Genomic DNA, 20,990 nt, shown 5'->3' on the forward strand with positions numbered 1-20,990 from the left:
GACGAGCTCGTCTCGAAGGCGGGGGCATGCCAGCCCGCCCGATCCGCATCAAGACACTTTTTACCCTGTCGAAGAAACGGGGCCGCCCTGTGACCCACAGACCCTTTCCATAGAACAAAACATGAACATACTAGGGCCGGAACACAGGAGGCAGGTCGATGCTCAAGCGGGTGATCCTGACCGGAATGGTCGAGTTCATGGCGTTCGGGATGCTGTTCGCGGCGGTGGGCGCCTGGGCGATAGCCTTGGCACCGGTTCGTTAGCCGGATTTTTCCGAAGACTGCCCGGTTCCGTCCGCGGACGGGTTATGCACAGGCGATCGCGCCGCGGGCGCCGATTGTCCACAGGGCCGGGCCGAACTGGTGCTTCCGGGGCACGACCGGTGGATATCGTCCGCCGGCGGCGCGGCGCACGTCGACTTGAGGCCGGCGAGCGGGGATGCTGCCCGACCCCGGAACAAGGTCGGCCATGCCACGCCAGCTCAAGGAGGTCGGATTCGTCCACCTCCACGTCCACTCGTCCTATTCCCTGCTCGAAGGGGCGCTGAAGGTCGGCTCCCTGATCAAGGCGGCGGTCGCCGACAGGCAGCCGGCCCTGGCCCTGACCGACACCAACAACCTGTTCGGCGCGCTGGAATTCTCCGAGAAGGCGGCCGGGGAGGGCGTCCAGCCGATCGCCGGCGTGCAGCTCTCGGTGGCGTTCGAGGCCGCGGACCCGCACCAGCGTCAGGCGCCGACCAGCCACGGCATCGTGCTCCTCGCCCAGGACGAGACCGGCTACGCCAACCTGCTGCGGCTGGCGAGCCGCGCCTATTTCGACACGGCCCTCGGCGAGGCGCCGCGCCTCGATGCCGGAGCGCTCGCGGGCGCCTCCGAGGGGCTGATCGCGCTCACCGGCGGGATGGCGGGCCCCCTCGACGCGGCCTTTCGGGCGGGCCGGCCGGAGCTCGCCCTCAACCGCCTGAAGCGCCTGAAGGAGACGTTCGGCGAGGACCGGCTCTACGTGGAGATCCAGCGCCACGGCCAGTCCGAGGAGGCGCGGATCGAGACCGCGCTCCTCGACCTCGCCGGCCGCCACGGCCTCGGGATCGTGGCGACGAACGAGCCCTACTTCGCCAAGCCCGACGACTACGACGCCCACGACGCGCTGCTCGCCATCGCGGAGGGCCGCCTCGTCTCGGACGAGCGCCGCCGCCGCCTGACACCGAGCCACGCCTTCAAGACCCGGGCCGAGATGGCCGAGCTGTTCCGCGACCTGCCGGACGCGCTCCAGGCGACGGTCGAGATCGCCATGCGCTGCGCCGTCCGTGCGCGGACCCGCAAGCCGATCCTGCCGAATTTCGGCGCCGTGGCGGCCGGCGAGACGCCGCCCATGGCGGAGGCCCTGGCGGAGGCGTCCGACGCGGGCGCGCGGGCGGTCTCGGCCGACGAGCCGACCGAGCTGCGCCGGCAGGCCGAGGCCGGGCTGGAGTTGCGCCTGAAGCAGCACGGCACGGCGCCGGGCTTCTCCGAGGAGGATTACCGCAAGCGCCTCGAGTTCGAGCTCGACGTCATCGTCAAGATGAAGTTCCCGGGCTACTTCCTGATCGTCTCCGACTTCATCAAGTGGGCCAAGGACCACGACATCCCGGTCGGTCCGGGCCGCGGCTCGGGCGCCGGCTCGCTGGTGGCGTGGTCGCTGCTCATCACCGACCTCGACCCGCTCCGGTTCGGCTTGCTGTTCGAGCGCTTCCTCAACCCCGAGCGCGTCTCGATGCCGGATTTCGACATCGACTTCTGCGTCGAGGGCCGCGAGCGGGTGATCCGCTACGTGCAGCAGCGCTACGGCGAGGGGCAGGTCGGGCAGATCATCACCTTCGGCACGCTGCTCGCCCGCGGCGTGCTGCGCGACGTCGGCCGCGTCCTGGAGATGCCCTACGGGCAGGTCGACAAGCTGACCAAGCTCGTGCCGCAGAACCCGGCCAACCCGGTGACGCTCGCCCAGGCCATCGAGGGCGAGCCTAAGCTCCAGCAGGCCATGGAGGAGGAGCCGATCGTCGGCCGCCTCATCGACATCTCCAAGAAGCTGGAGGGCCTGCACCGGCACGCCTCGACCCACGCCGCCGGCGTGGTGATCGGCGACCGGCCGCTCGAGGAGCTGGTCCCGCTCTACCGGGACCCGAAGACCGGCATGCGGGTCACCCAGTTCAACATGAAGTGGGTCGAGCAGGCGGGGCTGGTGAAGTTCGACTTCCTGGGCCTCAAGACCCTGACGATGCTGCGGTGCTGCACCGATCTGCTGAAGCAGCGCGGCATCGACATCGACCTCGCCTCGCTGCCGCTCGACGACCCGAACACCTACGGGCCGATGGGCCGGGGCGAGACGGTCGGCGTGTTCCAGGTGGAATCGGCCGGCATGCGCAAGGCGCTCTGCGAGATGCAGGCCGACCGGCTGGAGGACATCATCGCCCTGGTGGCGCTCTACCGGCCGGGCCCGATGGCCAACATCCCGGTCTATTGCGAGCGCAAGCTCGGCCGCGACGCCGGCAACGAGGCGTCCTGGTACCCGGATCCGAAGCTGGAGCCGATGCTGAAGGAGACCTTCGGCATCATCGTCTACCAGGAACAGGTGATGGAGATCGCCAAGGTGCTCGCCGGCTACTCGCTCGGCGAGGCCGACATGCTCCGGCGCGCCATGGGCAAGAAGATCCGCGCCGAGATGGACGCGCAGCGCGACCGGTTCCTCAAGGGCTGCACCGAGCGCGGCCTGACCAAGGCCAAGGCCAACGAGATCTTCGACCTGCTCGCCAAGTTCGCCGATTACGGCTTCAACAAGAGCCACGCGGCGGCCTACGCGCTGCTGACCTACCAGACCGCCTACCTGAAGGCGAACTTCCCGGTCGAGTTCCTGGCCGCCGCCATGACCCTCGACATCGACAACACCGACAAGCTGGCCGAATTCCGCCAGGACGCGCAGCGCCTGAAGATCGTGGTCGAGCCACCCTCGATCAACACCTCCGGCGAGGTGTTCGCGGTGCGCGACGGCAAGATCTTCTACGCGCTGGCAGCGATCAAGGGCGTCGGCCGCGAGGCGGTGCGGGCGCTGGTGGAGGCCCGCGGCGACCGGCCGTTCAAGGATCTCGCCTGCCTCGCCCGCCGGCTGAACCCGCGGATGATCAACAAGCGCACCCTGGAGAGCCTCGTCCAGGCCGGGGCGCTCGACTGCATCGAGCCCGACCGCGCGCGCGCCTTCGCGGCGGTGGAGCCGATGATGAAGCTCGCCGCCAGCGCGGCGGAGGCGGAGTCGGCCGGCGTCACCGACATGTTCGGCGGCGTGGTGGCGGACGACGTGTCCCTGCGGATCCCGCCGCACGAGATCTGGCCGATGGCCGACACGCTCAAGCGCGAGTACGCGGCGATCGGCTTCTTCATCTCGGGCCATCCGCTCGACGAGTACGGCGACCTCTTGGACAAGCTGCGGGTGCAGAGCTGGACGGATTTCTGCCGCGCCGTGCGGGCCGGGACGTCGAGCGTCGGCCGCGTGGCGGCCTCGGTGCTCGACCGGGCGGAGCGGCGGACCAAGACCGGCAACAAGATGGGCATCGTCACCCTGTCGGACCGGACCGCGCATTTCGAGGCGATCATCTTCTCCGAGGGGCTCGGCCAGTATCGCGACATCCTGGAACCGGGCCGACCGCTGGTTCTGCAGCTCCAGGCGAATCTGGAGGGCGAGGACGTGCGCGCCCGCATCCTCACCGCGGAACCCCTCGATCAAGCGGTCGCCCGCCACCAGAAGGGCATCCGCATCCATCTGAGCGACCCGCGCGGCGTCGCGCCCGTGCAGCAGCGCCTGTCGATGCGGGGCGAGAGCGAGGTCTCGCTGATCCTCAAGCTCGACGGCGGCGAGCGCGAGGTGGAGATCCGGCTGCCGGGCAAGTTCCAGGCGAGCCCGGCGCTCGCCGGCCAGCTCCGGACCGTGCCCGGGGTGGTGCAGGTGGAGGTGAGCTGAGGGGCGGCTGATACCAAGCGCCTGTGGGTTCGGTCGGCCCGCGCCGTCTTCGCGAGCGGAGCGAAGCGATCCAGGGACGCGCCACGCTCGATGAGGGCGCGCGACACGGGGTTGCTTCGCTCCGCTCGCAAGGACGGGTGGGCTTTTGTGAGTTCTGTCGCCGGGAATTGTAGGTGCGTGCCCGTCGAGGCCCTCAGCTCGCCGCCGTCCCGCTGGCTGCCAGCACCACCGCCCGGCTCCCCACCGGCACGCGGGCGTACAGGTCGATGATGTCCTGGTTCAGGAACCGGACGCAGCCCGACGACACCATCGTGCCGATGGTCTGCGGCTCCGTGGTGCCGTGCAGGCGGTAGAGCGTGTCGCCGCCGTCCCGATAGAGGTAGAGCGCCCGCGGACCGAGCGGATTGCCGGCCCCGCCGGGCAGGCCGCCGGCATAGGGCCCGTAGCGCTCGGGCTCCCGCTTGATCATGGCCTGGGTCGGCGTCCAGCGCGGCCATTCGGCCTTGCGGGCGATGACGGCCGCGCCTCGGAAGTTGAACGCCTCATCGCGCCCGACGCCCACGCCGTAGCGGATGGCGCGCCCGCCCTCGCGCACGAGGTAGGCGTAGCGCGCCGAAGGATCGACCACGATCGTGCCCGGCGGCTCGGCCGTGGCGTAGGCCACCTCCCGGCGCAGGAAGCGCGGGTCTATCGCGGACAGGTCCACCGCCGGCACGGGGAAGGGCTCGCCGTCGAGCGCGGCGTAGAGGGCCGTGTAGGCCGGGTCGACGGGCGGGCGCAGCGCGGCGACGGGGCGCGGCTCGCGGGTGACGCAGCCGGCGACGAGCAGGGGCGTGCCGGCGAGCAGGCTGCGGCGGGTCGGAAACATCGATGCTGCGCTCCAAGGTCTGGCGACGACGCACAGAACCGCCACGCGGCCGCCCCGTCCATCGGCTATGGGGTGATCGCACCCATAACCGGATGGCATCCATGGATCTGACGCTGGCCCTGCGCGCGTTCCTCCGGACCGTCGAGCGCGGCTCGATGACCGCGGCCGCACGCGACCTCGCGGTGTCGCAGCCGGCGATCAGCAAGCATCTGCGCAATCTGGAGGCCCAGGTCGGCGCGCGGCTCCTCGAACGGTCCGAGCGGCTGGTGCGTCCGACCCAGCAGGGCCAGCGGCTCTACGCGGCCTGTCAGCCCGCGCTCGCCACGATCGACGCCGCCCTGGAAGATGCCCGCACCGAGGCCGGCCGCATCGAAGGCCGGCTGCGGCTGCACGCGCCCGCCTGCATCGGGGCGGCCCATCTGCACCGGATCGTGGCGGCGTTCCAGGCCGAGAATCCGCGGGTCACGGTCGATCTCGTGCTGGACAACCGGCTGATCGACCTCGTCTACGAGGATTACGACCTCGCGCTCCGCTACGGCCGGCCCCACGGGCAGGACGTCGTGACGCGGCGGCTCGGCTGGGTGCGCCGCATCCTGGTCGCCGCCCCGGCATACTTGGCGCGGGCCGGCGGCATCGACGCGCCCGGGCAGATCGCCGACCGGGCCCTCGTGACGACCACGTCGGCCCTGGACGACCGGAACACGCTCGTGCTCCAGCACGGGCGCGAGACGCTGAGCCTCGCCGTCCGCCCGGCCCTGCGGACCAACAGCGCGGAGGTGCTGTTGGCCGAACTGCGCGCGGGACGGTACATGGGCCCGGTCCAGCACCTGCTGGTCGCCGAGGACTTGGCGGCCGGACACCTCGTCCGCGTCCTGCCCGCGTACGAGGTGCGCTCGACGGACGCCTATCTGGTCTACCCGTCCGTCCGCCACATGCGCCCGGTCGTCCGCGCGTTCACCGACTTCGCCGTGCCGCGCATCCGCGCCATCGAGGGGATCAGCCACGCCGGTTGACCGGCTCCGGCGCGCTGCGGCCGCGACGAACGGGCCGGGGTGGCCGACCGCCGCGATCGCGACCCTAGAACGGCGCCGCGAGGCAGCCGCTCAGGGCGCCCTTCAGCGCGGCGGCGTCGGCCTCCGCCACCGTGAACGTGGCCGTCAGGGTCGAGTCCTCGCCGCGCGGGCTCGCCTGCGTCCAGGTCAGCTTCGTCCCGGGCTGGACGAGGGCCAGGGCGACCCCGCGCAGCGGATCCTCGCCGCGGCGCGCGCCCGCCACCGTCAGCGTGAAGCCCGCATCGGCCCCGGTCGCGGCGCCGCGGACCGGCATGCGCACGGAGCGCACGCTGCCGGCGCTGGAGACCAGGAGGCCGGTCAGGGGCTTCTCGCTGTCGGCCCCTTCGAGGCCCGCGAAATCGAAGCGCGGCGCCAGTTCGGCGAAGCGCGGCACGGTCAGCGCCGCCGACAGGCCGGTGCCGCCCGGATCGCAGGCGACGTGCAGGGTCGCCGGCCGCTGGTCCGCCGCGAGGGTCGCGGTGCCGCTCAAGTCCGCGCTGCCGCCGGGCGCCCGGGCGCTGCCGGCGAGCAGGGGGGTCCGGCCGGTCAGGATGTCGGACAGGCTGTCGCCGCGGCTCAGCGGCCCGGCAAGCAGAGCAACGGCGGCGATGACGACCACCGCCAGGGCCACGCCGATCCGGAGCCGCATCCCATCCTCCGCCTGTGGACATCACGGGCCGGCGGCATAGACGATCGCGGCCGCATCGCAACCCTCCGTTCACCACGTCCGCAGGGAATCGGCCGCCGACGCGTCCGCGTGCACCGCAGCAACTCGGTAAAAACCGATCGTTCCTATGCACCGACGCTCAACCTTGAGCGTCGCCATGCGCACGAAGATCCTGCTCGTCCTCACCCTCCTCGTCTACGTCACCACCGGCCGCGCCCCCGGCATCCGGGAGCCGCGCAATCCGGACGCGGAGCACGGCGGCGGGCGCCTCGTGGTCGCGACCAAGCGGGCTTGGATCTGAACCGCTGCCCGGTCGACGCGACCGTCCTCGCGAGCACGGCTGCACCGACGCGCTCGACAGGAGACGGTCTCACCCCCCGGGCGCGCAGGCCCTGAGGCGCGCGGCCACGAGGGCCTGGAGGCTCCAGAGGTGGCGGTCGCGGATGCCGAGGCGCTCGCAGGCCTCCACGGTCCGGAACAGGTACTCGGCGCTCGGCCCTTTGTGGCCGCAGGCCGCGGCGATCTTCTCGGCGATCTCGGAATCCGAGAGGCGTCCGGCGTAGCGGTCGCTGGCGCGGTTCGCCAGGAAGGTCAGGGCCGGGACGGTCCCGGCCTCGGTGGCGACCGGCAGCCAGCGGGCGACGTAGCCGCGGCCGCGCATCTCGCGGCGCCAGACCGGCATCAGCGCCTCGCGGATCTCCATGCCGGGCAGGCGGAAGGCCACGCCCCGGCACAGGCCGCCGCGGTCCAGCGCCAGGACGAAGCCCGGCCGTTCCGGCGTGCCGCGGAACCGCCGCTGGAGCAGGCAGAAGCGTCGGTGGAAGCCGCGCACCGTCCCGATCCGGCGCTCGGCCACCGGGAATTCCGGGTTCCACATCAGCGAGCCGTAGGCGAAGACCCAGAGGTCGCTGCCCTCGCGCCCGGCGACGATCGCGTCGAGCCCCGGGCGCAACTCGGCGTCCGACAGAACCTCGAGCGCGCTCGGGTCGTCGGGGATCGGGACGGAATGGGCGCGGGCGATCAGGTTGAGGCTGAGGTCGAGGGTGCGGACGGACGCGGCGGGCATGGGCCCTCAACGCCCGGGCCTCACGGCTTGTTGCCCAGCGCGTCGAGTTCGGGGAAGGGCCGGGTGCGGTGTCCGGTGCAGACCTCGTCGTCGTCGAGCACCGTGAGCCGGTCGTTGTCGTAGCGCAGCGCCACCCTCGGGCGCTCGGGCTTGCCGAAGGTCCGGCCGTACATCCGGCCCGACACGCAGTAGATCACCCCGCCCCCCTCGGCGATCGGCCCGGCGATCCGGCTGCCCGCGAACCGCACCGGCAGCAGCGAGACCGCGCCGAAATCGACCTGCCTCAGGGCCAGGGCGGCGATCCGCCGGAGGAGGGCCGGGGAGGGGTCGGCCTCGGCGGCGGGCTCGGCGGCGGGCTTCGGTGCGCGCGGCGCGGCCTGCGCGCCGGCGGCGAGGAGGACCAGCAGGGCGGCGAGGGCGGCGCGGAGCGGCATCGGTCACCGCTACCCGGCCAAGGTTGCCCGAGGCTGGGACCGCGCGGGGCAGCGCCGGCGGCCGCGGCCCCCTATATGAGAGACAGGCGCGAAGCGCGCCTCTCACCCGATCTCTCACACGAAGACGCGACGTTCGATGCAGTGGACCGACGACGCCCTGGTGCTCGGCCTGCGCCGGCACGGGGAGACCGGCGTCATCCTCGAGGCCATGACCGAGGCCCACGGGCGCCATCTCGGCCTCGTGCACGGTGGGCGCTCGCGCCGGATGCAGCCCGTGCTGCAGGCCGGGAACCGGGTCCGCGTGACGTGGCGAGCGCGCCTCGACGAGGGTCTCGGCGCCTACGCGGTCGAGCCCCTGGACTCGCAGGTCTCGCGGCTGATCGGGTCGAGCCTCGCCCTCTACGGCATGAACCACATGGCCGCGCTGCTGCGGCTCCTCCCCGAGCGCGACCCGCATCCGGCGCTCTACGCGGCGGCGGGGATCCTGGTCGAGCACCTCGACGACCCCGCCATCGCCCCGCCCCTGATGGTGCGGTTCGAGCTGGCGATCCTGTCGGAACTCGGCTTCGGCCTCGACCTCACCGCCTGCGCGGCCACCGGCGGCAACGACGCCCTGGCCTACGTGTCGCCGAAGAGCGGCCGGGCGGTCAGCGCCTCGGCCGGCGAGCCCTACCGGGACCGTCTCCTGGCGCTCCCGACCTTCCTGCACGCGGGCGGTTCCCCGGGTCCCGACGGCGTTGCCCAAGGGTTTACCTTGACGGGATACTTCCTCGACCGGCACGTCTGGGGACCCCGCGGCCTCGGGCCGCCCGAGGAGCGGGCGCGATTCGTTGCGCTCGGCCGCGAGGCCGGGTAATGTTCGTGTTCTGTTCTTAATGCCCCGTCGTCGTTCCGGGTGCCGAAGGCGCGCCCGGAATCCAGAACCACCGTCCGCGCGCACGCGCGGGACGTCGGCGGCTCTGGATTCCGGGCCCCGCTGCGCGGCCCCGGAATGACGGCGCGCGGTGAAGACGTTGTAGTGAGGAGCCGTCATGGGCCAGCCCTTCGAGCCGCCGTCCGGCGACGGGATCGAGAGCGTCGAGCTGAAATCCGCGCTGGAGGAGCGCTACCTCGCCTACGCGCTCTCCACGATCATGCACCGGGCCCTGCCGGATGCCCGCGACGGGCTGAAGCCCGTGCACCGGCGCATCCTGTACGGGATGCGGCTGCTGCGCCTCGACCCGACCACCGCGCACAAGAAGTGCGCCAAGATCGTCGGCGACGTGATGGGCGACTTCCACCCCCACGGCGACCAGGCGATCTACGACGCGCTGGTCCGGCTCTCCCAGGATTTCGCCCAGCGCTACCCGCTGGTCGACGGTCAGGGCAATTTCGGCAACATCGACGGCGACGGTCCCGCGGCCTACCGCTACACCGAGGCGCGGCTCACCGAGGTCGCGCGCCTCCTGCTCGACGGGATCGACGAGGACACGGTCGACTTCCGCCCGTCCTACAACGGCGAGAAGGAGGAGCCGATCGTCCTGCCGGCGGCCTTCCCGAACCTGCTCGCCAACGGCAGCCAGGGCATCGCGGTCGGCATGGCGACCTCGATCCCGCCGCACAACGCCGCCGAGCTGTGCGACGCGGCGCTCTACCTGATCAACCACCCCGAGGCGACCTCGGGGCAGCTCGCCAAGTTCGTGCAGGGGCCGGATTTCCCGACGGGCGGCATCCTGATCGACTCGGCCGAGTCGGTCGCCGAGGCCTACCGCACCGGCCGCGGCGCCTTCCGGGTCCGCGCGCGATGGCACAAGGAGGATCTCGGCCGCGGCACGTGGAACATCGTCGTCACCGAGATCCCCTACGGCATCCCGAAGGGCCGGCTGATCGAGAAGATGGCCGAGTTGCTGCAGGAGAAGAAGCTGCCGCTCCTCGCCGACGTGCGCGACGAGTCGGCCGAGGACGTGCGCGTGGTGCTGGAGCCGCGCTCGCGCACGGTCGATCCCGTGATCCTGATGGAATCTTTGTTCCGGCTGACCGAGCTGGAGGCGCGGATCCCGCTGAACCTGAACGTCCTGGTCGGCGGCCTCGTGCCGAAGGTGATCGGGCTCGCGGAGTTCCTGCGCGAGTGGGTCGACCACCGCCGCGTGGTGCTGCAGCGCCGCTCGCGCTACCGCCTCGGCCAGATCGACCGGCGCCTGGAGATCCTGGGCGGGTTGCTCATCGTCTATCTCGACCTCGACGAGGTGATCCGCATCATCCGCGAGGAGGACGAGCCGAAGGCCGCCCTCATGGCCCGGTTCGAGCTGACCGAGATCCAGGCCAACGCCATCCTCGACACCCGCCTGCGCTCGCTGCGCAAGCTCGAGGAGATGGAGCTGAAGCGCGAGTTCGACGCGCTGACCGCCGAGAAGGCCGAGATCGACGCCCTGCTGGCCTCCGAGCCGGCGCAGTGGAAGGCGATCCAGGCGCAGATCCGCGCCGTGAAGAAGACCTTCGGGCCCGAGACCAAGCTGGGCAAGCGCCGCACGACGCTGGCGAGCCCGCCCGATGTCGGCGGCATCGACTTCACGGCGGCCCTGGTCGAGCGCGAGCCGATCACCGTGATCGTCTCGACCAAGGGCTGGATCCGGGCGCTCAAGGGCCACGTCGCCGATCTCTCGGGCGTCGCGTTCAAGGGCGACGACACCCTGAAGATCGCCTTCCCGACCGAGACGACCCAGAAGATCCTGCTGCTCGCCACCAACGGCAAGGTGTTCACGCTCGAGGCCTCGAAGCTGCCGGGCGGCCGCGGCTTCGGCGACCCGGTCCGGCTGATGGCCGACCTCGACGACGGCACCGAGATCGTGGCGGCGCTGCCGTACCGGCCGGAGACCAAGCTGCTGATCGCCGGCTCGGATGGACGCGGCTTCGTGGCGCCCGCCGACGCGCTCGTGGCCAACACCCGCAAGGGCAAGAGCGTGCTCGGCCTCGACGGCGACGCCACGGCCGCCGTGCTGGTGCCGGCCGACGGCGACCACGTGGCGGTCGTGAACACGGAGAAGCTGCTGCTGGTCTTCCCGGTCTCCGAGGTGGCCGAACTCGCCCGCGGCAAGGGGGTCCGGCTCCAGCGCTGCCGCAGCGGGACGCTCCTCGACGCGCACGTGTTCAAGCTCGCCGACGGCCTGCCCTGGCAGGACGGCTCGGCCGAGGGCCGGCTCGCGAACGCGTCGGTGCTGGAGAAGTGGCTCGGCCACCGCGCCGAGGTCGGGCTGATGATGGCGCGCAGCTTCCCGAAATTCGAGCGGTTCGGACGGTGAGGCAGGGGGGTGACGGGCCTCCAACCCGCGCCCTCATCCTGAGGTGCCCGCGTCAGCGGGCCTCGAAGCACGCATTTGAAATGCTCCGGCGCCTCGGGATCAAGAGCGGGTGCGATGAGTCCTGTGTCGGTGCGAACGCTGGTCTAACCAGAGCGCACCCAGGGCCAGCACGCCCCCACCGATCGGGACAGCGAGCAAAAGGAGAAACTGGGCTGTCGTCATGGGCGAAGGTTCCGCAAGGCGTGCCTCACAACCCAATGTATGACGCCACTCATGATCCAGCAAATCGCCATCGCGACGAGTACGGGCGCGAAGTGAGGGCTATCCGATAGCGCAGTCGAGATGAACGGCGCGAAACCACCCACAGCGAAGATCGCGACGGCGAGACCATTGGCGTAGGTCGACGTGAACTTGATGCGCTCGTTCGCGACGAGCTTCTCGCGCGCGTCCTCGTCCCCGTCCGACATCGAATCCGAGCCCCCCGACCGGCACCTGCGTTAGCCCACCCTGGCGATGCGGGGAACGAACGACGCCCCTCGCTTCACCGCCCCTTCACAGCCGCCTCGTCCGCCGCCCAGAGGTGCTGGGCCGCGTAGGCCCGATACGGCCGCCACGCCTCGGCCCGTGCAAGGAGCGCCGCCGGGCTCGGCCGCCCGGAGCCATCCTCCAGCGCCCGCAGAAGGCCGACATCGCCCACCGGCAGGGCGTCGGGCAGCTTGAGCGCCCGCATGGCGATGTACTGCGCGGTCCACGGTCCGATCCCGCGGATTGCCGTGAAGCGCTGAACCGCGTCCTCCAGCGACGCGGCCGGGGCGAACAGCTCCGGATCGGCGAGCGCCGCCGCCGCCAACGCCCGGATCGCCGCACCACGGGCGCGCGGCATGTTCAGGGCCAGCGCGACATCCGCCTCGACGAGATTTTCCGGTGCCGGAAAGATGTGGGTCAAGCCGCCGACAGGCTCGGCGAGCGGCGTCCCGAAGGCCGCGACCAGCTTACCCGCGAGCCCGATCGCGGCGGCCACCGAGACCTGCTGGCCGAGGATCGCCCGGCATCCGGTCTCGAACGGGTCCCAGGCGCCGGGCAGCCGAAGCCCGGACCGCGCGGCCACGAGCGGCGCCAGGATCGGATCCCCGGCGAGGCAGGCCGCGATGGCGACTGGATCCGCGTCGCAGTCGAACAGGCGGCGCAGGCGCGCGGCGACCGCTTCGGCCTGCCTGGCCTCGACGCCGCGGAGTACGACCTGCAGGCAGCCCCCGCCGGGCGCCACGGTCAGGACCCCGTGCCGACCCGCGACGCTGATCGTGCGCGCGTAGGCCGCCGCCGGGTCCGTCGCCTCGACGCCCAGGATCGCCCGCTTGGCCAGGAAGGCGCGGATCGCCACCCAGTCGTAGGGCGGCCGATAGGGCAGGCGGAGTTCGATCGCCCCCTCAAACGCGAAGGGCGGCCTCTCGGCCGCCCCGCTGATCACCGTCTGGGACAGGTCCCGCCTCAGCCGCGCTGGTCCACCGCCACGTAGTCGCGCTGGGCCGGGCCCACGTAGAGCTGGCGCGGACGGCCGATCTTCTGCGACGGGTCCTCGATCATCTCGGCCCACTGGGCGATCCAGCCGACCGTGCGGGCCACCGCGAACAGCACCGTGAACATGTCGGTCGGGAAGCCCATCGCCTTGAGGGTGATGCCCGAGTAGAAATCGATGTTCGGGTAGAGCTTCTTCTCGATGAAGTACTCGTCCTTGAGGGCGATCTGCTCCAGCTCCATGGCGACGTGCAGCAGCGGATCGTCGGTCTTGCCGAGCTCCTTCAGCACCTGGTGGGTGGTGCTCTGCATGATCCGGGCGCGCGGATCGTAGTTCTTGTAGACCCGGTGGCCGAAGCCCATCAGGCGGAACGGGTCGTTCTTGTCCTTGGCCTTGGCGACGTACTTGCTGACATTCTCGGGGGTGCCGATCTCCATCAGCATCTTGAGCGCCGCCTCGTTGGCGCCGCCATGGGCCGGGCCCCACAGGCAGGCGATGCCGGCCGCGATGCAGGCGAAGGGGTTGGCGCCCGAGGAGCCGGCGAGCCGCACCGTCGAGGTCGAGGCGTTCTGCTCGTGGTCGGCGTGCAGGATGAAGATCTTGTCGAGGGCCCGGGCGAAGACCGGGTTCACCTCGTACTCCTCGCACGGCACCGCGTAGCACATGCGCAGGAAGTTCGACGTATAGTCGAGGTCGTTCTTCGGGTAAACGAAGGGCTGGCCGATCGAGTACTTGTAGGCCATCGCGGCGAGCGTCGGCATCTTGGCGATCATGCGGATCGACGCGATCAGCCGCTGGCTCTCGTCCGTGATGTCGGTGGAATCGTGGTAGAAGGCCGAGAGGGCGCCCACCGAGGCGACCATGACGGCCATCGGGTGCGCGTCGCGGCGGAAGCCGGTGAAGAACCGGTTCATCTGGTCGTGCACCATGGTGTGGCGCGTGACCCGGTACTCGAAATCGGCCCGCTGGGCGGCGGTCGGCAGGGCGCCGAACAGCATCAGGTAGCAGGTCTCGAGGAAGTCGCCCTTCTCGGCGAGCTGCTCGATCGGGTAGCCGCGGTAGAGCAGCACGCCCTCGTCACCGTCGATGTAGGTGATCTTCGACTCGCACGAGGCCGTCGAGGTGAAGCCCGGGTCGAAGGTGAAGGCGCCGGTCTGGGCGTAGAGCTTGCCGATATCGATCACGTCCGGCCCGATCGTGCCGGTTTTCACCGGCAGTTCGATCGACTTGCCGTCCACGGTGATGGTGCTGGGTGCGCTCATGGATCGTGGACCCTTCTCTGGCGACGTGGCGGATGCCGGCCTCGGGCTGCCCGAGTCGGTCCCGGGGGCCTGAGCACACGCATTATGCTGCGGGTGCTCACAGCCATGGGTTACCCAAACGGCAGTGCAGCAGCAACGGGGTCGGTGACAACCCGCCCCCGTCGCCAAGCGAATTCCGCCAACCGATTTCCACCCAACGCAATCCGGGTCGGGGCCGGCAGTTCCCTGTCCGCTGCCGGTCCGCGCGCGGCGGTCCCAGCGCCGCCTCGTCCCCGCCTCGTCCCTGCCCTCAGCCCTGCGGCGCCTGATCTCCGAGGCGCGCCAGGGTTTCCTCCCGGCCGAGCACCGCCATCACGTCGAACAGGGGCGGGGAGGTGGTGCGGCCGGTGAGCGCCGCGCGCAGGGGCTGGGCCACCTGCCCGAGCTTGCAGCCGGCCGATTCCGCGTACTGCCGCACCGCGCCCTCGGTGGAGGTCGCGCTCCAGTCGGGCAGAGCCTCGAGCACCGGCCGCACCCCGGCGAGGCGGCCGCGCCCCTCGTCGGAGAGCAGGGCGCGGGCCTTGTCGTCGAGCGCCAGGGGCCGCTGGGCGTAGAGGTAGTAGGCGCTGTCGAGGAGCTCGATCAGCGTCTTGGCCCGCTCCTTCAGGCCCGGCATGGCCTGGACGAGCTTGTCCTTGAGATCGGGCCGCAGCGGCGCCGACAGGCCGCGCTCTGGCCCGACGTTGGGCAGGATGGTCTCGATCGCCGCGACGAGTTCGGAATCGGCGCTGGTGCGGATGTAGAGGCCGTTGAGGTTCGCGAGCTTGGCGAAGTCGAACCGCGCCGCGGAGCGTCCGACCGCGCCGAGGTCGAAGGCCGCGACCATCTCGTCGGTGGAGAAGACCTCCTGGTCGCCGTGGCTCCAGCCGAGCCGCACGAGGTAGTTGCGCAGGGCCGCCGGCAGGTAGCCGAGATCGCGGTAGGCCTCGACGCCGAGCGCGCCGTGGCGCTTCGAGAGCTTGGCCCCGTCCGCCCCGTGGATCAGCGGGATATGCGCCATCCTCGGGATGTCCCAGCCGAGGGCCGAGAAGATCTGGCTCTGGCGCGCCGCGTTGGTGAGGTGGTCGTCGCCGCGGATGATCTGCGTGACGCCCATGTCGTGGTCGTCGACCACGACGGCGAGCATGTAGGTCGGCGTCCCGTCCGAGCGCAGCAGGACGAGGTCGTCGAGGTCCTTGTTGGCCCAGGTCACGCGGCCCTGGACGGCGTCCTCGACCACGGTCTCGCCCTCGGTCGGGGCGCGCAGGCGGATCACCGGCTTGACCCCGGCGGGGGCCTCGGACGGGTCGCGGTCGCGCCAGCGGCCGTCGTAGCGCGGGGCGCGCCCCTCCGCGCGGGCGGTCTCGCGCATCTGCGTGAGCTCCTCGGCGGTGGCGTAGCAGTGATAGGCGCGGCCCGCGGCCAGCAGCTCCTCGGCGACCGCGCGGTGGCGCTCGGCGCGGGCGAACTGGAAGACCACGTCGCCGTCCCAGTCGAGGCCGAGCCAGGAGAGGCCGTCGAGGATCGCGTCGATCGCCCCCTTGGTGGAGCGCTCGCGGTCGGTGTCCTCGATGCGCAGCAGCATCGTGCCGCCGGTGTGGCGGGCGTAGAGCCAGTTGAACAAGGCCGTGCGGGCCCCGCCGATATGCAGGTAACCCGTGGGCGAGGGGGCGAAGCGCGTGACGACGGCTGAGGACATCGGTCCGGTATGTTCCGGGGCTGGTCGCGGACGGGGCGCGACGGACGGCGAAGGGGCGGCGGAGCGGCGAGGGGCTCGACAGGGCGCCCGTAGCACGAAGAACCCGCTGTAGCACGGGCCGGCGGATGCGTTAAGAATCGCCCGCAGAATCGCCCGGCCCCGACGACAGGTCGCGCGGAGCGGGGCGGCGGCGATGCGGCGGAGCGGCGCGAGGCGGGCGGACGGCGCGGTCGCGCTGATCGGCCCGCGCGCCCGACCCCTTCCCGCCGCCCTCCTGGCCGCCCTCCCGGCCGCCCTCCCGGCGCTCCGCGACTGGGTCGTCGCCGGCCTCGCCCGCGAGGCCGAGCAGCGCCGGCTGTTCCCCTGGCTGGCTGTGGCCTTCGGCGGCGGGATCCTGGTCTACTTCGCGGCGGCCGACGGCGCGCCGAGCCTCGCCGCCCCCCTGATCGCGGCCGGCCTCGCGCTGGCGCCGGTCCCCGTCCTCGGCGCGCGGCCGGCGGCCCTGGCGGCGGCGCTCGCGGTGGCGGCCGCGTTCCTCGGCTTCGCGGCGGCGACCTGGCGGGTCTCGCAGGTCGCCGCACCGATCCTCACCCGCACCACGATCGGCCCGCTCGTCGGAACGGTCGAGGCCCTGGACGAGCGCGAGGTGGGCGCCCGGCTGGTGATCCGGGTGGAGAGCTTCGCCGGCCTCGCGCCGGAGGCGCGGCCCGCCCGGGTCCGGGTCTCGTTCCGGAAGACGCCGATCCCGCGTCCCGGGGACGGCGTCGCCGCTACGGCCCGGCTGCTGCCGCCCCCGGAGGCGGCCCGGCCCGGCGGCTACGACTTCGCCCGGGACGCCTATTTCCAGGGGATCGGCGCGGTGGGCTCGCTGATCGGCACCGTCACCGTCCGGGAACCGTCCGGGCCGCCGCCGCTGGGCCTGCGGCTCGCCGCTGCGCTCGACGCGGCGCGCAACGGGCTCACGCGCCGGATCGCGGAGGCCGCCGGCGGCCAGGCGGGTGCGGTGGCGGCGGCCCTGGTGACGGGCAAGCGCGGCCTCATCGGGCCGGCCACCAACGACGCGCTCCGCGCCGCCGGCATCTACCACGTGGTGTCAAACTTGATGAATAACCGGCAGATCGGATAGATCGGCCGTCATGATCGACGACCGAACCTTAGAGGCCACGGCGGCAGGTAGGGCAGCACAGCCCGCCGTGGCCTACTCATACCTGCGCCTGAGTTCGAAGCGACAGCTCGATACAGGCGACGACGGAAAAGGCAGACGCAGGGATGGCCTACGGAGGCAGATCGAACTCCGCGACCGTTACCTCGCCGAGAACCCCCACCTCACATTGGACACCACCCTCGTCCTGGAGGACATCGGAGTATCAGGCTTCACCGGCGCCAACTCCGCTCCCGGAGGAGCGGGCAAGCTCGCGCTGTTCCTGGCGGAGGTGAGGGCAGGCCGGATCCCGGAGGGGTCCTACTTCCTGGTGGAAAGCCTGGACCGAATGTCCCGGCAGCAGGTCAGCCAAGCCCAGGCGGACCTCCTCGCCATCGTGAACGCCGGCATCGTGGTGGTGTCACTGATGGATGGCCAAGTTTACCACAAGGGTGCGTCGCCGACGCAGTTCATCATCTCGATCATGGCGGCGACCCGCGCCCACGAGGAATCGGTGACCAAGTCTTTCCGGCTTCGGAAGACCTGGGAGGAGAAGCGCCGCAACGCCCTGACGACCCCCATCATGGGAAGGGCCCCCGCGTGGCTCGATCGCAAGCCTGATCGGTACGTTCCGAACCGTAAGAAGGTGAAGATCGTCAATGAGATCCTCCGCCTCCTCGCCGATGGGGTCGGTCGCGACACGATCGCCTCCATGCTCAACGCCCGGGACGTGAAGCCCTGGGGGCATGGTCGGAAATGGCACGGCGGCACGATCCAGAAGATCACCGACAACCGCGCCCTGCTCGGGGAATTCCAGCCGCACAAGCTCGATTACGTGGCCAGGAAGGGCATCATGGTGCCCAAGCGCGTACCCGTCGGCGAACCAATCCCGGGGTATTTCCCGCGCGTCGTCGAACAGGAACTGTGGGACGCCGCTCGGCTCGTGGCGAATGCACGCGCGTTGAAGCGCCCCCATAACGGCGCCGGTCGCGTGGGCAGCGTGATTTCCAACCTGTTCGGGACGGTCGCCACCTGCGGGAGTTGCGGCGCCCCGATGAACTTTAGGGATCGCGGGCCGCGCTCCACGCCCGTCCTCCGTTGCTCGTCCGAACGTGCCGGCGCCTGCGATAACGATTATCGGATCCCCTACCCGGACACCGAGAACGCCATCCTGTCGTGGCTGGTCGAACTCGACCTCTCGGGCGGAGCCCCCGGCGAGGCGGCCAAACTCAACGAGGCGTTGGTGGCGAGGATCGCCCGGCAACAGGAGTTGCAGGTTCAGGGCGAAACCATCGTCAGCCATATCGGCCGGGGAACGCGTTTCTCAAAGGCGCCACTGGAGGCGATCGAGCGCGAATTGAGTGAGGTCGAAGCCGAGATCCTCGACCTTTCGGGGCGGCTTCGCGTCTTGAACGAGGGGGGCGCGCGGGAGGACCGCGGAATGGCCGTGGCGGCCCTCATGCAGTTGGCTCGCCGGAAGGCGAAGGCCGAGAACCCCGAGGAGGCGTCGGCGATCGCCGCCGAGACTTTCGCCGTCAGGGCCCGGATCAGGCAGATCATCCGGAACACCTTCCGCGGGATGCGCTGCATGCCGGACGGACACATCGAGATCGAGACGATCGACGGCCGCGGTCACCGTTTCCGCGACGGGTACTGGTGGAATGAGGAGGTGCGGGACTGGATACCCTGGGCCGGAGCCATGTTCGGCGGCGGGTACAGAGCCACGCGAGCAGAACTCGTCAGGCGCCGGATTTGGCTGGAGGAACACCGTCGAAAGCGCGCGGAGGCGCAATAGCAGTTCACATTCGCGTTCGCTACGGCGCGTTCCGAGCCTCGATCCTGAATTCCTCAAGCCGCGCGAGGCGCTCCCGCAGCCGCCCGATCTCCGCCTCCGCCACGTCGAGCCGGGCCAGGGCCTCGTCGAGGATCTCGTCGCCGGCCCGACGCTCCGCGGCCATCCGCTCCCGCTCGACGGTCAGGACCGCCGCCGCCTCGGCCTGCGCCGCCTCCCACAATTCGGCCGCGGCCGCGGCCAACCGGCCCTGAACCCGCTCCGGAAGGTCGCCGCCCTCCAAGCCCGGCCGGTACGATCGTTCGACCTTCCAGTCGCGCAGCAGCGGACCCACGATCCGGTTGGAGCCGCCGGCCCTGAGCTTCGGGATCACGCTTCGCAGCGATACCCGTTCGCCCTTCGCCCGAAGCCGGTCGGCGACCGCGAACACTTCCGTCTTGGTCGGCATCGATCGCCCCGTGGACAATTGCCCGACCCTCGCCCGGGGAGAGTTAACCGTCGGTTCGCTTTGAGGTATCAGATGTCGGGACGCGCTACCCGCGATCCGCTACCGCCGAAGTCGCATTTTCGGCTCGTCGAGCGCGTCGGAATCGACGCCCCCCGCAGGAGCACGCCATGAAACGGATCGGCCGCCCTTCGCCCCCCTGAAACCCGGAGCGCGCGACCCGCCGCGTCGAGCCTCCGCCACCCGCGCGAGGCTCCCATGCCATCCCAAACCCTGTTCTGCGCCGATACCCACTGGTCCCATCGTGCCATTCTGGGACGCCGCTTCGGCCTGAATCGGCCCTTCGCCACCATCGAGGAGCACGACGAGGCGCTGATCGCCCGCTGGAACGCGGCGGTCCGCCCCGGCGACACCGTCTGGCACCTCGGCGACTTCAGCCACCGCTGCCCGGAGGACCGGGCCAGCGCGATCTTCGCGCGGCTCAATGGCCGCCGACGCTACCTCGTCCGCGGCAACCACGACCGCATCGCGGCCCGCCTGCCGTGGGACGGGATCTTCGATGTCGCCCGGGTCGTCGTCCCGCGCCCAGACGGCGCGACCCTAGGCGTATGGTGCTCCCACTACGCCCACCGCGTCTGGCCGGGCCAGCACCGGGGCGACATCCATCTCTACGGCCACTCCCACGGCCGGCTGCCCGGCACCGCGGCCAGCACCGACGTCGGCGTCGATTGCTTCGAATTCCGCCCCGTTGCCATCGACGAGATCCTCGCCCGCCTCGCCGAGAACGCGGGCCCGCAGGGAGGCGACCCGTGACCGACCGTCCGCAGCGCCTCTGGGTCTTCTCGGACCTGCATCAGGAGTGGCCCGAAAACGCCTGGGACCCGGCCGCGCACGCGCCGCCGGGCGGGTTCGACGCGGCCTTGGTCGCCGGCGACGTCCACACGCCCCTGACCCGCGCCCTCGACTGGCTCGCCGAGCGCCTGCCCGGGGTGCCGGTCGTCTACGTGCCCGGCAACCACGATTTCTGGTGGGATCGCGGCGAGGATCGCTACACGATACACGATCAGGTCGCCCGGGGCCGCGATCTCGCCGCCCGCCACGGCATACACCTGCTGATGGACGACGCCGTCACGATCGGGGGGACCCGCTTCGCCGGCGGCACGCTCTGGACCGATTTCCGGCTCGGCTCGACGACCCTGACGCAGGCGATGCGATCCGCCCAAGGGCGGTTCGGCATGGTCGACTACCGCCGGATCCGCACCGGCCCGAGCTCGCGGCACCGGATCGAGCCCGGCGAGGTGCTGGCCCTACACCGGCGCACCCGCGCGTTCCTCGATCGCGTCCTCGCGGAACCGCATCCCGGCCCGACGGTCGTCGTGACCCACCACGCGCCACTTTCCGAGAGCCTGCCCGACCCGCACGCCGACCTGCGCTGGTGCTACGCCTCGGATCTGCGCGACCTGATCCATGCGCGGGGGCCGGACCTTTGGGTCCACGGCCACGTCCACCAAGCCGCCGATTACCGCGTCGGGCCGACCCGGGTCGTCTGCAACCCGCGCGGGCACGTCGAGGAGGCCAGCGGCTTCAATCCCGTCGAGGTCGTGGAAATTGAGACGCACGTGACCTCGACGTGATCCTTCAGACCGACTGCCGCGAAGGCATAGCATTCGGTGGGGTGACGAAGGGCGGGGAGCTAGTCCCCTAGACCCAGGCCCCAACCCGCACCGGTGCCAAGCATCCAAGCTGCTCGAATTGGTCAAGGCGA

Annotated in this window: 17 protein-coding genes and 1 pseudogene; 9 read left to right on the forward strand and 9 right to left on the reverse strand. The window is 71.1% G+C overall.

Annotated features, from left to right (window positions below):
• Positions 1-468 precede the first annotated feature (468 nt).
• The gene (gene dnaE, locus ACLBX8_RS12565) at positions 469-3,987 is read left to right on the forward strand and encodes a DNA polymerase III subunit alpha (protein WP_447699117.1); all 3,519 of its coding nucleotides are present in this window, start codon (positions 469-471) and stop codon (positions 3,985-3,987) included.
• Positions 3,988-4,180: 193 nt separating this feature from the next.
• On the opposite strand, the gene ACLBX8_RS12570 is transcribed toward dnaE, so the two are convergent.
• Positions 4,181-4,855 carry a L,D-transpeptidase gene (locus ACLBX8_RS12570; protein WP_020092256.1) on the reverse strand — a complete coding sequence of 225 codons (675 nt, stop codon included), beginning with the start codon at positions 4,853-4,855 and terminating at the stop codon, positions 4,181-4,183.
• Positions 4,856-4,956: 101 nt separating this feature from the next.
• Between ACLBX8_RS12570 and ACLBX8_RS12575 the strand changes: the two genes are divergently transcribed.
• Entirely contained in the window at positions 4,957-5,868 is a 912-nt protein-coding gene (locus ACLBX8_RS12575) for a LysR family transcriptional regulator (protein ID WP_447699115.1), read from the forward strand.
• Between the two features lie 64 nt (positions 5,869-5,932).
• On the opposite strand, the gene ACLBX8_RS12580 is transcribed toward ACLBX8_RS12575, so the two are convergent.
• Positions 5,933-6,556, reverse strand: a complete 624-nt coding sequence (locus ACLBX8_RS12580) for a hypothetical protein (RefSeq protein ID WP_447699114.1) — start codon at positions 6,554-6,556, stop codon at positions 5,933-5,935.
• Positions 6,557-6,731: 175 nt separating this feature from the next.
• Between ACLBX8_RS12580 and ACLBX8_RS12585 the strand changes: the two genes are divergently transcribed.
• Entirely contained in the window at positions 6,732-6,875 is a 144-nt protein-coding gene (locus tag ACLBX8_RS12585) for a hypothetical protein (protein ID WP_020092259.1), read from the forward strand.
• A 69-nt stretch (positions 6,876-6,944) separates the two neighbouring features.
• Here the strand turns inward: ACLBX8_RS12585 and ACLBX8_RS12590 are convergent, their stop codons facing one another.
• Positions 6,945-7,640 (reverse strand): gamma-glutamylcyclotransferase, encoded by a 696-nt coding sequence (locus tag ACLBX8_RS12590; protein WP_447699113.1) that lies wholly within the window; start codon positions 7,638-7,640, stop codon positions 6,945-6,947.
• Between the two features lie 20 nt (positions 7,641-7,660).
• Positions 7,661-8,074 carry a hypothetical protein gene (locus tag ACLBX8_RS12595; protein ID WP_091977226.1) on the reverse strand — a complete coding sequence of 138 codons (414 nt, stop codon included), beginning with the start codon at positions 8,072-8,074 and terminating at the stop codon, positions 7,661-7,663.
• Positions 8,075-8,210: 136 nt separating this feature from the next.
• Here ACLBX8_RS12595 and recO point away from each other — a divergent pair, with 136 nt between their 5' ends.
• On the forward strand, positions 8,211-8,930 hold the full coding sequence (recO, locus tag ACLBX8_RS12600; protein ID WP_020092262.1) for a DNA repair protein RecO: 720 nt from the start codon (positions 8,211-8,213) through the stop codon (positions 8,928-8,930).
• 175 nt (positions 8,931-9,105) lie between these two features.
• Positions 9,106-11,352, forward strand: a complete 2,247-nt coding sequence (gene parC / locus ACLBX8_RS12605) for a DNA topoisomerase IV subunit A (protein WP_447715247.1) — start codon at positions 9,106-9,108, stop codon at positions 11,350-11,352.
• A 218-nt stretch (positions 11,353-11,570) separates the two neighbouring features.
• Here parC and ACLBX8_RS12610 read toward each other — a convergent pair whose 3' ends face one another.
• The 4 genes from ACLBX8_RS12610 to gltX form a co-directional block, all read right to left on the reverse strand.
• Complete coding sequence (locus ACLBX8_RS12610) at positions 11,571-11,819, reverse strand: amino acid transporter protein (RefSeq protein ID WP_447681220.1); 249 nt, start codon at positions 11,817-11,819, stop codon at positions 11,571-11,573.
• 74 nt (positions 11,820-11,893) lie between these two features.
• Positions 11,894-12,820: a DNA-3-methyladenine glycosylase family protein gene (locus ACLBX8_RS12615; RefSeq protein ID WP_447681221.1), complete on the reverse strand. Its 927-nt coding sequence runs from the start codon at positions 12,818-12,820 to the stop codon at positions 11,894-11,896.
• A gap of 20 nt (positions 12,821-12,840) precedes the next feature.
• Complete coding sequence (gltA, locus tag ACLBX8_RS12620; RefSeq protein ID WP_447699110.1) at positions 12,841-14,130, reverse strand: citrate synthase; 1,290 nt, start codon at positions 14,128-14,130, stop codon at positions 12,841-12,843.
• Between the two features lie 289 nt (positions 14,131-14,419).
• Positions 14,420-15,847 (reverse strand): glutamate--tRNA ligase, encoded by a 1,428-nt coding sequence (gltX, locus tag ACLBX8_RS12625; protein WP_447699109.1) that lies wholly within the window; start codon positions 15,845-15,847, stop codon positions 14,420-14,422.
• Between the two features lie 193 nt (positions 15,848-16,040).
• On the opposite strand from gltX, the pseudogene ACLBX8_RS12630 reads away from it, so the two are divergent.
• A pseudogene (locus ACLBX8_RS12630) lies at positions 16,041-16,943 on the forward strand (DUF4131 domain-containing protein); the annotation flags it as partial.
• 40 nt (positions 16,944-16,983) lie between these two features.
• Positions 16,984-18,783 (forward strand): recombinase family protein, encoded by a 1,800-nt coding sequence (locus tag ACLBX8_RS12635; protein ID WP_447715248.1) that lies wholly within the window; start codon positions 16,984-16,986, stop codon positions 18,781-18,783.
• Between the two features lie 19 nt (positions 18,784-18,802).
• On the opposite strand, the gene ACLBX8_RS12640 is transcribed toward ACLBX8_RS12635, so the two are convergent.
• The gene (locus ACLBX8_RS12640; RefSeq protein WP_447715249.1) at positions 18,803-19,228 is read right to left on the reverse strand and encodes a DNA-binding protein; all 426 of its coding nucleotides are present in this window, start codon (positions 19,226-19,228) and stop codon (positions 18,803-18,805) included.
• 255 nt (positions 19,229-19,483) lie between these two features.
• Between ACLBX8_RS12640 and ACLBX8_RS12645 the strand changes: the two genes are divergently transcribed.
• Positions 19,484-20,038 carry a metallophosphoesterase gene (locus ACLBX8_RS12645; protein WP_447715250.1) on the forward strand — a complete coding sequence of 185 codons (555 nt, stop codon included), beginning with the start codon at positions 19,484-19,486 and terminating at the stop codon, positions 20,036-20,038.
• On the forward strand, positions 20,035-20,859 hold the full coding sequence (locus tag ACLBX8_RS12650; protein ID WP_447715251.1) for a metallophosphoesterase: 825 nt from the start codon (positions 20,035-20,037) through the stop codon (positions 20,857-20,859). The genes ACLBX8_RS12645 and ACLBX8_RS12650 overlap by 4 nt, the downstream gene beginning before the upstream one ends.
• Positions 20,860-20,990: the final 131 nt, after the last annotated feature.

This window comes from Methylobacterium sp. D48H (assembly GCF_053345715.1).

Coding starts and splice junctions, on each gene's coding strand:
- ACLBX8_RS12610 (WP_447681220.1), bottom strand. CDS start 11,819: ATGTCGGACGGGGACGAGGACGCGCGCGAGAAGCTCGTCGCGAACGAG.
- gltA (WP_447699110.1), bottom strand. CDS start 14,130: ATGAGCGCACCCAGCACCATCACCGTGGACGGCAAGTCGATCGAACTG.
- ACLBX8_RS12590 (WP_447699113.1), bottom strand. CDS start 7,640: ATGCCCGCCGCGTCCGTCCGCACCCTCGACCTCAGCCTCAACCTGATC.
- ACLBX8_RS12585 (WP_020092259.1), top strand. CDS start 6,732: ATGCGCACGAAGATCCTGCTCGTCCTCACCCTCCTCGTCTACGTCACC.
- ACLBX8_RS12570 (WP_020092256.1), bottom strand. CDS start 4,855: ATGTTTCCGACCCGCCGCAGCCTGCTCGCCGGCACGCCCCTGCTCGTC.
- ACLBX8_RS12635 (WP_447715248.1), top strand. CDS start 16,984: ATGATCGACGACCGAACCTTAGAGGCCACGGCGGCAGGTAGGGCAGCA.
- ACLBX8_RS12580 (WP_447699114.1), bottom strand. CDS start 6,556: ATGCGGCTCCGGATCGGCGTGGCCCTGGCGGTGGTCGTCATCGCCGCC.
- ACLBX8_RS12645 (WP_447715250.1), top strand. CDS start 19,484: ATGCCATCCCAAACCCTGTTCTGCGCCGATACCCACTGGTCCCATCGT.
- recO (WP_020092262.1), top strand. CDS start 8,211: ATGCAGTGGACCGACGACGCCCTGGTGCTCGGCCTGCGCCGGCACGGG.
- parC (WP_447715247.1), top strand. CDS start 9,106: ATGGGCCAGCCCTTCGAGCCGCCGTCCGGCGACGGGATCGAGAGCGTC.
- ACLBX8_RS12575 (WP_447699115.1), top strand. CDS start 4,957: ATGGATCTGACGCTGGCCCTGCGCGCGTTCCTCCGGACCGTCGAGCGC.
- ACLBX8_RS12595 (WP_091977226.1), bottom strand. CDS start 8,074: ATGCCGCTCCGCGCCGCCCTCGCCGCCCTGCTGGTCCTCCTCGCCGCC.
- dnaE (WP_447699117.1), top strand. CDS start 469: ATGCCACGCCAGCTCAAGGAGGTCGGATTCGTCCACCTCCACGTCCAC.
- ACLBX8_RS12640 (WP_447715249.1), bottom strand. CDS start 19,228: ATGCCGACCAAGACGGAAGTGTTCGCGGTCGCCGACCGGCTTCGGGCG.
- gltX (WP_447699109.1), bottom strand. CDS start 15,847: ATGTCCTCAGCCGTCGTCACGCGCTTCGCCCCCTCGCCCACGGGTTAC.